The sequence below is a fragment of the Vibrio sp. 1874 genome, from assembly GCF_033344395.1.
GTDB classification, from domain to species: Bacteria; Pseudomonadota; Gammaproteobacteria; order Enterobacterales; family Vibrionaceae; genus Vibrio; species Vibrio alginolyticus.
Map to the genome: position 1 here is coordinate 246,837 of NZ_JAWPOR010000002.1, position 12,575 is coordinate 259,411.

Here is a 12,575-nt window from a genome sequence, read left to right on the forward strand (position 1 = left end):
GGCAGGCAAAACTGATAACTGGTTTGATCGATCGATTGAATGGTTTTACGTTGGCGATGCCCATTCTTACATCGCTATCACGGCATGCAGTTTGAGTTTATCGAATGCTTTTCGGAGCAAGGGGGAGGCTTGATCCTTTCATTACTCCGCTTTTGCATGCGTTAAAAACGCACTCGTCAATTGCTGAAAGAGCGAATCTACCGATGGGCGGTCGGATACATGATGGAAGAGCGGTGTGTGGACATCACCACGAATATCATCGCTGTGACCGCAAAGCTGATTACACATTCGTACTGGTTCGACAATCTTCTCGACGTCGGCATCAATCAGAATGCATGCTTGTGACAATACCACTTGTCCGCCGCCTTTTTTAAGTAAAACACGCTGCGCGGTTCCCACGACTTTTTGCCCGCCAATGTTGAGGTTGTACTCGCCATCGCAGTAGGAATAAGGCGTAGCATGAACATCCACTTTCACGCCGAGCTGTTTAAAGAAAACCGTTAATATCGCACATAAATCGAGATACGCTTTTTTGATGTTGTAAGGCTCGCCTTCTGGCCAGTGGTAAATGTGGGATAGATTGATAATACCTGGCACCTGAGGGACTGGGGCACCACCGGTTTTACGAGAAAAGAGCTTCCAGCCAGACGTATTTAACGCATGTTCTAACTCATTAGACACTGGCCATTTCTTACCCGCGGGAAGCACGAGCGTTGGACTTTTTACTTGCCAAAGCAATAGCACTTGCGAGAGTTGGTTGGACTGAACTTGTTTAATGAGCTCATCTTCTTTGTCAAATGCATCAGCGACTTCCGTAGCTGTGTAGCGAATTAGCTTATTTTTAGCAACCAAACTCTATCCCTCGCGGCTATTTAATCATTACTGTTGTATCTCAGATACAGCTTTATTGCTAGGTCTGTGATTATTAGGTTTTTGCTCGCTAGCTGCATGATCACCTTTTGGATCTTTTCCGTTGTCCATTAATTCTGCTTGAACACGCGATAAAAAGTTTTTGCTAGTCATCACATCAGCCATTCATAAAATCTGCCATCTATGAAAAATTTTGGCGATATAAGTATGAAAAAGCGAGTGATGACTCTCGCGTTAGCGGCATCATTAACGGGATGTGTGACGTTCCCAACTCAAGAATCTGAGCAAGTACAGGTGCTTTGGGACAATGTGAATGCGATTGAAAACTGTGAACTAATGGGTACCGTGATCGGCTCAGAAGGCCACTTTTACGACTATTGGCTTCACGCAGATAAAGACATGGTTTGGGGTACGCTAAACCAAATGCGCATCAAGGCGGCGGATTTAGACGCAGATACCCTGTACTTATATCAACCATTGAGCTTTTCTACGTCAGTAACGATGTTTGCAAATGCTTACAAGTGCAAACAGTAGCTATAGGCTTGAAGACAGGCGCTGCTCTCCTGTCTTTGATGCGTTCTACAAATACTGGCTACCTTGCGTTAATTGACGTTTGCTGTCGCCACCGCTGATGTATCAGAGAACGACAATGTAAAGTCTCGCTCGGTATTAAGCACTTTGGCTGGAAACTCTAAGCTCAACTGCGTATGTGGCGCGACTTCTGAAGCAATGCTAGTAACGAATTTTCGGGTTTCTCCAGGAGAGATCGATATGTCACTTCCACCTTGTGATGAGAGCTCAGCGATACCCATTGTTTCAAGTGTGTTACCTGCAGTATCCGCCAGGTGTAGTAAAGATTCTGACTTGTAGATTAATTCTCCACTTTCTGTGCGATATGCATTAAACGTGTTGAAATTTGGTTGTAATGATCCTTGTGAACCAATGTTAGTAACGGAAAATGTCACATTAGCGCCATCAAAGTTCTCGACTCTTACGAGTACGTTACCGTCTTGGTAACGAGCGGCTGCTGCCGCGGTTGCTTGTTGTTTCTGCCGCTGTTTTTCTTTTTCAATGTCGCTTAACTGTTTCTGCTCATTAGCGATTCGATTCTTTGCCATGGAGTACGACTGATCGACCATTGCTATTAAAGCGGGGATTGAATACAAAGTGAGGCCTTCCAAATGGTCAAAGTCGATTTTGGCATGTTGAGTACGTTTATGATTAGAAAATTGGCAGTAACCATCAATCAAACTGATGAAAGCCACTTCAAAAGTGCCCTGTAATCGGCTTACTTCCTGTGCTGCTTTCTCTAGATTTGAGCGGACTTTCCGAATCTCTTCCAAACTCTTTTGTGAAAGACGACCGTTTGGCGATACGTCGTTAGAAACCGAAACCAGTTCTTCGGTCACAAATGGATTGTTTTCGGCTGGAATCACCGTAGTTATACGGTTGGATTTGGTGATGTCTTCGCCCAATAAAACCATCATTTTTTGCGATGCGGCGGTTGTGTTGCCCGCTAATACGTCACTACAGTTTGGCGACGTATTGGCATACACGGCGAATGCGGTAAAAAGTGAAAGTGTAACGGACCAGCCGATGGTGACGAGTCCTGTCGTGGTTCGAGTATTCATCCTGATAACCCCTCTGTCATTTGGTGCGATTCACTGACGTAATTGCCAATCAAAAGATTGGCTCGCGACATTCAGAATGGTTCTGGTCAACCCTTCGTAGTGGGTCTGCCCACAGATGCTTTTTTAGTCGTTTATCAACCGCTAAGCCACGATTGATAAAGTGTCTGAAATTGAGAGCATTAACGCTGCGAAGTTGATGTCTTTGACTGAAAGATAGACGTAACTTTTCTAACCATCAAATACGTGATTGAGTTCTCATTTTTATATGAGTGAGAGGTTCAAGAGAAAACAGGCACTTACTGTAGAGAGTTGATTTGAAGGAAAAATATAAATTTTTTTGGGGAACTTTTTTGATGCTGCCTTTGAGACTTTTTTTGAATCTCAAAGGCAGGTTCTTACACTCGCGTTCAATTACAACGTGTTGAGGACATCCGCGAGTCGAGAGACAGCGGTCGTCAGTTCTTCTGGTGTAGCATTGGTAAAGTTAAGACGCAGAGCGGCTTTTACCTTTGAACCTTCTGGATAAAAGACCGGGCTAGGCACTACAGCAACCCAGTTTGCGAGAAGGTTTTTCGCCAGTTCGAAGGTGTCGCATTCTGGAATCTCGACCCAAACGAACATACCACCATCGACGGGTTTGAGTACGCAACTTTCTGGCAGCTGTTTTTGCAGTTCAGCAAACATGACATCGTAACGTGATTTGTAAAGCGCACAGATGGTTGAAATGTGCGTTTCGAAGTTGTCATGTTGCAGTAGACCATGCAGCAAAGCTTGCATAGGAATACTAGAGTGCAGATCGGCACCTTGTTTAATTTTGATGAGTGGCTCAAGGTAGCTACTCTTGCCCGTAACTACACCAATACGCAAGCCTGGTGAAGCTATTTTGGAGAAAGAGCGCAATACGATGGAGTGCTGTGGGCAGAAGTCCGAAACCAGTGGAAGCGCTTCACCAGAAAAACGCAGCTCGCGGTATGGTGCGTCTTCAATGAACGCCACGTCGTATTGTATACAAAGCTCGGCAACTTTTTGGCGAGTCTCTAGCGCCCAGCATACGCCCGTTGGGTTGTGAAAATCGGGTACGGCGTAGAACATTTTTGGTTGCTGCGTGGCAAAGCACTGTTCGAGTTCTTCAAGGTTTGGGCCACACTCGGTTTGTGAAACGGTCACGATGTTGGCTTGCACTAGACCGAATACTTGCATAGCACCAAGGTAGCTCGGTGCTTCCATCACCACTTTATCGCCCGGATTTACGTACGCACGCGCAATCAAATCTAGCCCTTGCTGAGAGCCCGTTGTGATCATAGCCAAATGAGATTCCGGCAGCTGGTAATAATCGGTCAAAAAGTTAAGTAGCGGGGCGTAGCCTGCTGTTGCGCCATATTGAAACACCTCTGGCATATTAGCGAGGTTTTCGAGCGTCGGTTTCATTAAGTCGATCGGGAAGGTTTTTTCGTCCGGCAAGCCACCTGCAAGAGAAATGACGTTCTTATCGCTCGCTGCTGCGAGGATCTCTCGGATGTAGGATGACTTAGTTTGTTGTAATGACTGTGCGATTTCCATGTGCTGTGCTTCTCGTAATTGTCTTTTTTTATGTCAGAAATAGTATAGGTAAATTGCCAAGCTTGGTGTGTCCATTTATGCTGTTAAACATGTCCATTTATGCTATTTAAGCGAAAGTTTACTCCGTGAGCCATCAACAAGTTTCCAGAATCAATGACGTGCTGTTTTACATTCACCAGGACATTAGCAGAGATTTATCGGCTAAAGAGCTAGCAGATGTAGCAGCCTATTCTGAACAGCACTTCCATCGTATTTTTAAAGATGTGGTAGGGGAGTCTGTCCATCAATATATCCGTCGAACAAGAATGGAATACGCCGCCAATCAACTGATGTTTGATACCAGCTCATCGGTGTTAGACATTGCTAACAAGTGCGGCTTTAGCTCGGTATCTTCTTTTAGCCGAGCGTTTAAAGCAACGTTCGCTATGTCTCCTGGCGCGTGGCGAAAGCATGATTTACAAGTCGCAGAAAAGCCGTATCTAAAAGATCCGGAAGTGGCTGCGGGTTATCATCGGGTTGCTAAACGCGAGTTGCCAGAACCTAAAATTATGGAGGTTCCACAACGCTTTGCGGCTTATGTGCGGCATGAGGGTTATAGCCGTTCCATTCGCAATGCGTGGCTAATTTTGAAGGCGTGGGCAAGCTCTGAGAATCGGGACTTTTCGGTTCAATACGGTTTGCATCACTCCAACCCCGCTTGGGTCGAGCTCGATAAGTGTCGCTATGTGGCTTGTATGGCGATTGATAAGCCGCTTAAAGTACGCGGTGTCGTGAATCAAATGACGATTCCGGGTGGTTTACATGCTGTTTTTCGCTTAACAGGCGTATATGGAGAGCTTCTTCCTCAATTGAGTATGGTGTTAGAGAAGTGGTTGCCGAATTCAGGCTTTAAGCAGCGTTCTACTCCCGCTTATGTTCACTATCATAAAAACCATTTCCTCAGCCATGATGAGGCGTTTGAGCTGGACTTCTATCTTCCCATCAGTTTTTTCTAACCGGAGTACTTATTTACTATCCATAAGGAAGAAAATGCTAAGCTCTATATGGTGATTTTTTACAAATAATTGAAAATTAAATGAACATCGATCATGTAAAGCTATTTGTCCGTTTGGCTTCGACACACAACATCAGCATGGCTGGTCAGGAGCTTGGACTTTCTCCTGCTGTCGCTAGTGCGCACATCAACAAACTTGAGGACAGCTTAGGAGTTCGTTTAGTTCATCGCACCACACGCAAAGTTTCCTTAACTGAAGAAGGGCAGGCTTTTTTACCTCACGCGGAGGAGGTCCTTGCAACAGTGGAGGCAGCAAGGGGAGCTGTTGGCTCAGGGCAGAGCGCGCCAACGGGAGTATTACGTATAACCGCCTCTGCAACTTTTGGTCGCTTGCATATTGTGCCCGCATTAAAAGGTTTTATGGCGCGTTACCCAGGGTTAACCGTGGACTGCCGATTTTCTGATTCCATTATTGATCTGGTTGAGGGAGGTTTCGATGTCGCCATTCGTGTCGCTGAGTTGAAAGATTCTTCATTGGTCGCAAGAAAGCTTGCGCCAGATCGTCGTATTATCGTTGCATCACCAGATTATATTGAACAATTTGGGAGGCCTAACAAGCCCCAAGACTTGACGAATCATCAATGTATTAACTTAGTTGGAATGAATAATTGGTCATTCAATACAAAAGATGGAATGGTCAATGTAAGAACTTCTGGTCGTTTTAAAACTGATAATGGTGATGCGATGAGAGACGCGACGGTAAACGGGTTAGGTATTTCTATCAACTCGGTTTGGAGTGTTTATCAAGAATTACAAAGTGGTCAGCTAGTGGAAGTACTCGAAGATCACCCTTTAGCGATGGATGCTGGGATTTGGGCTGTGTACCCAAGCTCTCGTTTAATTGCGCCTAAGGTGCGTGCCTTTATTGATTACTTTGCTGAATACTATGGCACGCCACCTTATTGGGAGTTTGCGGAAAAGTGATAATAAGTTTCAATTATCGAATACATTGTTTTTAAGGTCCGAATAAAAACGAACCTCAAGATAATTCTTAATTGTTATTAATAGAGTTTGCTTAGGATTAATTCAATACTATCAATTATCTGCTGTGTTTTGCTTTGATCTAATGCATCAGGGTGTGGGGGCGCGAATGCTTCAATGTCATTATCGAAGTACATACCATGCGCTTGAGCAAACTCTTCTGATAGCGCAGCGCGAGTTAGAATATCTGCTCCTAAGCGGATATCACCACCAGCAACCCCATAAGCATCTTTAACCATCTTACTACCTAGGAATGATTTTGGGTTTACTGATACCAACATAGGGCCAGTGTTCTTAAGCTTTAGTCCGATTGCTCGTGACCACATCGTTAATGCCAATTTGCTTTGGGCATATGCTTCGCCATCTGACAATGGTTTATTACCGACTAAAGCGCTAGTGTTTACTGTTGTTTGTGCAGCTGAAGACAAATTAACCACACGACCCGTATCACCGAGCAACGGCAATAGCTCTCTAGTGAGTAAGTAGGGAGCAATGGTGTTGACTGCGAAGCGTACATCAAGACCCTCTTTAGTTCTTGGATTTGGTGTTGCGTACACACCAGCATTGTTAATGATGACGTCTAAACGATTGAACCGTTCTGTTATCTCCATCACTATCTGTTTTACCGCATTGGGAGAGGATAAATCAGCAACAAGGCTTTCAACTTTACCACTTTTCATCTCCCTCAAACTTTGCTCAACTTGTTGAATTTTATCTATATTCCGGCCATGGATTATTACGTGTTGTTCACGGTTAATTAACATTTTCGCGGTTTCTAAACCAATACCGTCAGTAGATCCAGTAACTAGAATTGTCTTTCGCATGATCGCTCTCATTGTTGAGGGTTATTATAGAACGATCATAGTGGCATCTTTTGCATTCGACTATTGAGACTAAAAAGAAAACACTTTCTAGGAAAAATTGAAAATAACTTTGTTGTTCTTTTTGTGGACGGTGCGACGAATTAACGTCTCATTAGATGCTACGGTTATACATGTGGTGCTCAAAAATTAGGCACTGTTTTGTACTCAAATAATAGCCAAGAGGTCTCTATGTTAGGTGAAAATCACTCATTAACTCATGAATTCCCAGAACATTTGGATACCATTACTCAGCTTACCGAAAACGATGCATCATTTGCTGAAACCGTTAAAAACTACAATGCTTTAGATAAGGAAATCCGCGTACTAGAACTTCAAGGAAGCCCGATTGATGATCACGAAATGAACGTGTTAAAACATAACCGGGCTGAGCTCAAAGACTGGCTCCACTCGCGAATAATGGGTTCTTAGTGACGAAATGATCATCGGCTCGTAAATTGCGGGCCGATTTTAGTTCCAATGGACGATGCCAAGTGTGCAAACATTAGGAGTGCTGAGCAGGAGCTTGGAGCGGCAGGTGACCAGTTTTTACCCAAATGATCGTTTCTTGCTCTACAAAAGGAAAATGCTCGCTCATATGTGGGCTTCGAATCCAAGAGAGAGCGGGATAGGTACCTAGCTCGTCTCTAAACTCTCCTGACAATACGAAAATTTCTTCACCACCAAAGTGACGGTGTGGTTGAAACTTCTCACCTTTTGGCCATTTAACCAACGCGACATGTTCGTGCTCAAAATTATGCAGCGGCATGACTTGCAACCCACCGACACCACTCTGCCAGCTCGCTTGGTTTGTATTAATGCGAACTGTTTCAAGATCCTCAGATTCGAACTGATTTAGTTTAACTAAAATCACACAGCCTTCTTTGCTAAATGGTGCGTGTTGACTTCCTGGAGGGTTACGAAGGTAAGTGCCGGCAGGGTAGTCACCGTATTCGTCAGAGAATACTCCCTCGAGCACCAATATTTCTTCTCCTTGAGGGTGAGGATGAGTCGAAAACTGCGAATTTGGCTCGTATTTAACGACGCTGGTGGTATGCCCTGATTCTTTGGCTTCTCGTTCCAAAGGTTTGCGCCACACACCTTTGGAAGGGCTGGCGATCCACTCCTGTTGAGCAGTATCTATCACGATTCTTTTTGAAAAATCCATATTCAACATATTGAAATTCCGTTACTTATTTAATTACTAATTCTCATTAGTATACGTATAAAAAACATCAATTGATTCATTTGTTGATAGCCCAATTCATGGATTGAGTACGAACATGAAATCGGAGCCTAATTTAAATTTCTGCTTGTGTAATGAGAATTGTTATATTATAACATCGCAAAATTAAATGTTATAACATAACAAAAAGGAAAAAGTAGTGAATAAGAAATTAGTGTCTCTCGTGATCGGTAGCATTTTTGCATCCCCTGTTTTTGCCGACACACTATCGAACCCACAGATTGGTGTTGTTGTTGATGGCTACTACCAAGATGGCCAACGTCATAATTCTGAGCGCGAAGAAGGCTTTGGTCTAGGCCATACGGAATTAAACTTCTCATCAAATATCGACGACAAGTTTTACGGCGCATTGACCGCGGTTCTTGAAAGTCATGGTGATGAGACAGAATTAGAGCTTGAAGAGGCATTCATCGAAACTTTGGCATTGCCATATGGTGTAAACGTGCGCGCTGGCCGATTCCTATCTGACTTTGGTTACCTGAACAACCAACACATGCACACCGATAGCTTTGTTGAGCGTCCAATTGCTTATCGTACTTTCCTTGGCTCGCACTACTACGATGATGGTGTACGTGCAAACATCGTGTTGCCAACCGACCTTTATGTAAAACTTGGTGTAGAAGCGCTCAGTGGTAGCAAAATGTCTTCTGTTGAAGATGGTTCTGAAGTTGGCGTGTACACCACGACGCTGAAGCTTGGTAGTGACTTCTCCGAATCTTCAAGTTGGCAGTTTGGTTTAAGTTACCTGCGTAACGAAAACGGCAAGGTTAAAGAATTCGAAGATCACGACCACGGTCATGAAGAAGAGCATGAGCACGATCACCATCATGGCGCAGCAGTGACAGGTGCGAACCTTTACGGTGCTGATTTTGTTTGGAAATGGGCACCAGACGGTAATTACAAATACAGCAACTTCACGCTATCGGCTGAATACATGCTGTTAGACGGTGTGGTAGATAGCAAATATAAAAACGATGCAGAGTCACCAGACAACTTAAGCGCTTACTATGTTTCGGGTGTTTATCGCTTCAACCCAAGCTGGTCAGCAGGTCTACGTTACGGCGAAGCAGAAAGCTACGATGGTCATGCACATGGCGACCACATGCATTTTACTGAGCTGAATGATAAAGAAATGGATGCGATGATCGCATGGGATTCTTCTCACTTCGGTACTATCCGTGCGCAATACACTCGCATTGATAACCAAGACAGTGAGACAGACAACGTGTTCACTCTGCAATACGTGATGACATTTGGAGCGCACGGTGCTCATGCGTTCTAAGCTGACATTAAATAAATGCAGTTTGGTGATGATGGCGGCAGGAGCTGCCATCATTGCTTCGCCTGCTTCGGCTCTAAACATTTTCGTTTGTGAGCCAGAATGGAAAGCCTTTCTTGAAAGCCACGCGCCAGATGCCAGTATTTATTCAGCGACAACGGCTAAGCAAGACCCACATTACGTACAAGCTCGTCCTTCTTTGATTGCGAAGATGCGCCAAGCGGACATGGCAATGTGTTCGGGCGCAGAGCTAGAGGTGGGGTGGTTACCTATGCTGCAAGTTCGTAGCAGCAATGCGGCGGTGCAAAATGGTGCGCCGAGCATGATCTACGCGACGGACTTCGTGCGCATGTTAGATACTCATGCTCACGTTGACCGTAGCATGGGAGATATACACGCTCACGGTAACCCACATGTTCAATTTGCGGCAAATGACATGATTCCATTATCTCGTAAAGTCACGGAGCGCCTAAAAGCGATTGATCCCGACAACGCACAAAGTTACCAAGTGAATGGTATGAAGTTTCGTGCTCATTGGCGTAAAAAGCTTAAAGAATGGAATGAGAAAGGGGCTGCTTTAAAGGGTAAGCAAGTTGTCGGTTATCACGCGACGTATCGTTATTTGTACGATTGGCTCGGAATGAAGCAGATTGCCGATCTCGAACCTAAACCGGGCATTTCACCGACCACATCTCACCTGCAATCACTCACCAAGTTAAATGCCGACAGTTTTGATGCGATTGTTTACTCCTCTCATCAGGATCAGCGTCCAGCGAACTGGTTGCAAGATCATACTGACAAACCTGTGATTCAACTGCCATTGACCGTTTCTGAGGGTGAAAGCTTGGATGAGATGTACGATCAGGTCATTGATGATTTACTGGATGTGTTAGTGCCGCCCGTTCCTGTGAGGATCTAAGTATGGCGGATTATGCATGGCTTTTACCTGCGGTTTTGTGTGGTTTAATTGCGTTGGTCGGCAACATCGTTCTGGGGCAACAAGTTCTTAATCGTCAGATCATCTTTATAGATTTGGCGGTGGCGCAAGTTGCGGCATTGGGGGCAGCACTAAGCCACTACTGGTTGAGCCAATACGCGCTGTTCTCAGGCTCATTCTTTGGCGAAATGATTGGCCCTTGGGTGATGTCTTTGATGCTTTGCGGTTTGATTGCCTTAATGGAGAAACGATACCAGCAACATTTAGAGCCCATGATTGGCAGCTTGTTTGTCGTGTCTGCATCGCTGGCGATCCTGCTGGTGAGTAAAGACCCACACGGCGGAGACTTTATTCAAGGCATTCTTAATGGGCAATTGTTATGGGCGACTTGGGCAGACGTTTGGCCTCTGGCACTCATTACCGCTGCGATGTTGCTATTGGTTTGGTTAAAACCTGCGTTTATGCGCGGTAGTGGTTTTTATCTGATCTTTGCAATCCTGATGCCCATTACGGTCAAGTTAACCGGCATTTATTTAGAATTTGCTTTGTTGGTTATTCCAGCTTTATGTGCGGCAGCATTGAAGGGAACTCGATTCTTTGTCGCTAGTATCAGCATTGGTATTGTTGGGATCTTATCGGGTATTGCCGCATCGGCTCGCTATGACTTACCGAGTGGTGCGAGTATTGTGATCACCCTGTTTATTGCTGGCATGTTGTTTAATCTCTTGCTTCAGCCTTTTCTGGTGATAATAACAAAACCAGCTTTTGTAAGAGATTAAGAGACAAGTAATATTGGTCTGATGAAGTAGTATTTGATTAATCAGACCAATACTTTTCTATCCAAGTCCTCCAATCGTGTAACTTTGCGCCTTCCAACACACTTTCTTACGTTGATCTTGCCATAGTCATCAAGTTGCCTTGATTAGTTCACATTCGACTCCCAGACTGTTTCTATAGTTTTTATAAGATATAAAAGACCCTGCGTATGAGAAGCGCAGCTGTAACGCGACTAGGCATAAAAACAAAAAACGCTAGGGATACAAGCGAATTTGTAATCTCAACATTTAAGGAAGACCAAGATGAAACCGGAAAAAGTAGCAGTAGTCACTGGTGCGGCTCGTGGTATTGGCCAAGCGATTTGTGAGCAATTACTGGAGGATGGATTCCACGTAATCGGGCTAGACATATCGCCCGTGGAATGGAGCCAGTCGGCGCAGCTAAGCAGTTATCAAGTCAACTTGTGTGATGCCGAAGCTGTCAGTGAAGTGGTAGAAAGTGTTGTAGAGCAGCACGGAAGAATCGATGCTCTGGTTAACAACGCGGGCATCACTCGAGATGCACTGTTGCCAGACATGTTAGAGCAAGACTGGGACAGCGTGATCGACGTGAACCTAAAAGCGGTGTTCTTACTCACCCAACGTGTTGCTCCTGTCATGCTAGAGCAGGGCACAGGCAGTATTGTTAGCATTTCTTCTATAGTGGGAACGGATGGTAATATCGGCCAGAGCAACTACGGCGCAAGTAAAGGCGGCGTCATCTCAATGAGCAAAGGCTGGGCGAAAGAACTTTCAAGAAAGGGTGCACAGATACGCGTCAACTGTGTCGCGCCAGGCTTTATCGCCACCGACATGACCAAGAACCTGCCAGAGAAAGTCATTCAAATGATGAAAGGCAAAACCCCATTAGGGCGCATGGGCTCAGTTCAAGATATTGCCAATGGCGTCTCTTTCCTAACCTCAGACAAGAGCGCCTACATCACAGGCCAAGTGCTCAAGATTGACGGTGGGCTGGTGTTATAGCTCGCTAATCAAAACGTCAAATAACAAACGCCCTTTATTTATGTGAAGGGGGTTTTTGTTTGAGGAACATTAATTGACCTGCTGGTATTTTTTTGCTCTTAAATGATTCAGTGGAATCAGTCAATAGTACGTGATGGAAGGTATAATTGCTTACTTTTATTAGCGAAGAAACTGATTGTATTGAGTGTTTTGTAGCCACTTGTTTTCTGGTAGCTTACAGCTCTTATTAAAGCTGTTGTGCCAGTCACATCTAATTGACCAAACATACAAGGAAGGAATTGTGAAGTATACGCCAAAGCCTATTCGACCTAGCAACCCATCTGCATTAGAGTTGGTTATTTATTACTACGAATGTCAA

Annotated in this window: 14 protein-coding genes; 8 read left to right on the top strand and 6 right to left on the bottom strand. The window is 44.6% G+C overall.

Annotation, left to right across the window (positions count from 1 at the left end):
- Nucleotides 1–141: 141 nt before the first annotated feature.
- Both R8N46_RS05115 and R8N46_RS05120 read right to left on the bottom strand, forming a co-directional pair.
- A complete protein-coding gene (locus R8N46_RS05115) occupies nt 142–852 on the bottom strand; it encodes a biotin/lipoate A/B protein ligase family protein (protein ID WP_005373753.1) in 711 nt (236 codons plus the stop codon).
- A 27-nt stretch (nt 853–879) separates the two neighbouring features.
- The gene (locus R8N46_RS05120; protein WP_213871512.1) at nt 880–1,035 is read right to left on the bottom strand and encodes a hypothetical protein; all 156 of its coding nucleotides are present in this window, start codon (nt 1,033–1,035) and stop codon (nt 880–882) included.
- A 42-nt stretch (nt 1,036–1,077) separates the two neighbouring features.
- Between R8N46_RS05120 and R8N46_RS05125 the strand changes: the two genes are divergently transcribed.
- The gene (locus tag R8N46_RS05125) at nt 1,078–1,404 is read left to right on the top strand and encodes a DUF4156 domain-containing protein (RefSeq protein WP_005387015.1); all 327 of its coding nucleotides are present in this window, start codon (nt 1,078–1,080) and stop codon (nt 1,402–1,404) included.
- Nucleotides 1,405–1,472: 68 nt separating this feature from the next.
- Here R8N46_RS05125 and R8N46_RS05130 read toward each other — a convergent pair whose 3' ends face one another.
- Together R8N46_RS05130 and R8N46_RS05135 are read right to left on the bottom strand one after the other, a co-directional pair.
- On the bottom strand, nt 1,473–2,501 hold the full coding sequence (locus R8N46_RS05130; RefSeq protein ID WP_053304579.1) for a hypothetical protein: 1,029 nt from the start codon (nt 2,499–2,501) through the stop codon (nt 1,473–1,475).
- A 411-nt stretch (nt 2,502–2,912) separates the two neighbouring features.
- Entirely contained in the window at nt 2,913–4,061 is a 1,149-nt protein-coding gene (locus R8N46_RS05135; RefSeq protein WP_017819834.1) for a PLP-dependent aminotransferase family protein, read from the bottom strand.
- Between the two features lie 125 nt (nt 4,062–4,186).
- On the opposite strand from R8N46_RS05135, the gene R8N46_RS05140 reads away from it, so the two are divergent.
- Entirely contained in the window at nt 4,187–5,056 is an 870-nt protein-coding gene (locus R8N46_RS05140) for an AraC family transcriptional regulator (RefSeq protein ID WP_005387011.1), read from the top strand.
- A gap of 80 nt (nt 5,057–5,136) precedes the next feature.
- Nucleotides 5,137–6,039: a LysR family transcriptional regulator gene (locus tag R8N46_RS05145; protein ID WP_017633593.1), complete on the top strand. Its 903-nt coding sequence runs from the start codon at nt 5,137–5,139 to the stop codon at nt 6,037–6,039.
- Nucleotides 6,040–6,116: 77 nt separating this feature from the next.
- Here the strand turns inward: R8N46_RS05145 and R8N46_RS05150 are convergent, their stop codons facing one another.
- Nucleotides 6,117–6,920: an SDR family NAD(P)-dependent oxidoreductase gene (locus tag R8N46_RS05150; RefSeq protein WP_213910124.1), complete on the bottom strand. Its 804-nt coding sequence runs from the start codon at nt 6,918–6,920 to the stop codon at nt 6,117–6,119.
- Between the two features lie 228 nt (nt 6,921–7,148).
- Here R8N46_RS05150 and R8N46_RS05155 point away from each other — a divergent pair, with 228 nt between their 5' ends.
- Entirely contained in the window at nt 7,149–7,388 is a 240-nt protein-coding gene (locus R8N46_RS05155) for a YdcH family protein (protein WP_005373737.1), read from the top strand.
- Nucleotides 7,389–7,461: 73 nt separating this feature from the next.
- Here R8N46_RS05155 and R8N46_RS05160 read toward each other — a convergent pair whose 3' ends face one another.
- Complete coding sequence (locus R8N46_RS05160; protein WP_054574565.1) at nt 7,462–8,133, bottom strand: cupin domain-containing protein; 672 nt, start codon at nt 8,131–8,133, stop codon at nt 7,462–7,464.
- 208 nt (nt 8,134–8,341) lie between these two features.
- Between R8N46_RS05160 and R8N46_RS05165 the strand changes: the two genes are divergently transcribed.
- From R8N46_RS05165 to fabG, 4 genes are all read left to right on the top strand, one after another.
- Nucleotides 8,342–9,484: a hypothetical protein gene (locus R8N46_RS05165; protein ID WP_017633595.1), complete on the top strand. Its 1,143-nt coding sequence runs from the start codon at nt 8,342–8,344 to the stop codon at nt 9,482–9,484.
- Nucleotides 9,474–10,400, top strand: a complete 927-nt coding sequence (locus tag R8N46_RS05170; RefSeq protein ID WP_025767961.1) for a metal ABC transporter solute-binding protein, Zn/Mn family — start codon at nt 9,474–9,476, stop codon at nt 10,398–10,400. Before R8N46_RS05165 ends, R8N46_RS05170 begins: the two co-directional genes overlap by 11 nt.
- A 2-nt stretch (nt 10,401–10,402) precedes the next feature.
- A complete protein-coding gene (locus tag R8N46_RS05175) occupies nt 10,403–11,197 on the top strand; it encodes a metal ABC transporter permease (RefSeq protein WP_213972241.1) in 795 nt (264 codons plus the stop codon).
- Between the two features lie 300 nt (nt 11,198–11,497).
- Complete coding sequence (gene fabG, locus R8N46_RS05180; protein ID WP_042523233.1) at nt 11,498–12,217, top strand: 3-oxoacyl-ACP reductase FabG; 720 nt, start codon at nt 11,498–11,500, stop codon at nt 12,215–12,217.
- The last annotated feature ends 358 nt before the right edge of the window (nt 12,218–12,575 follow it).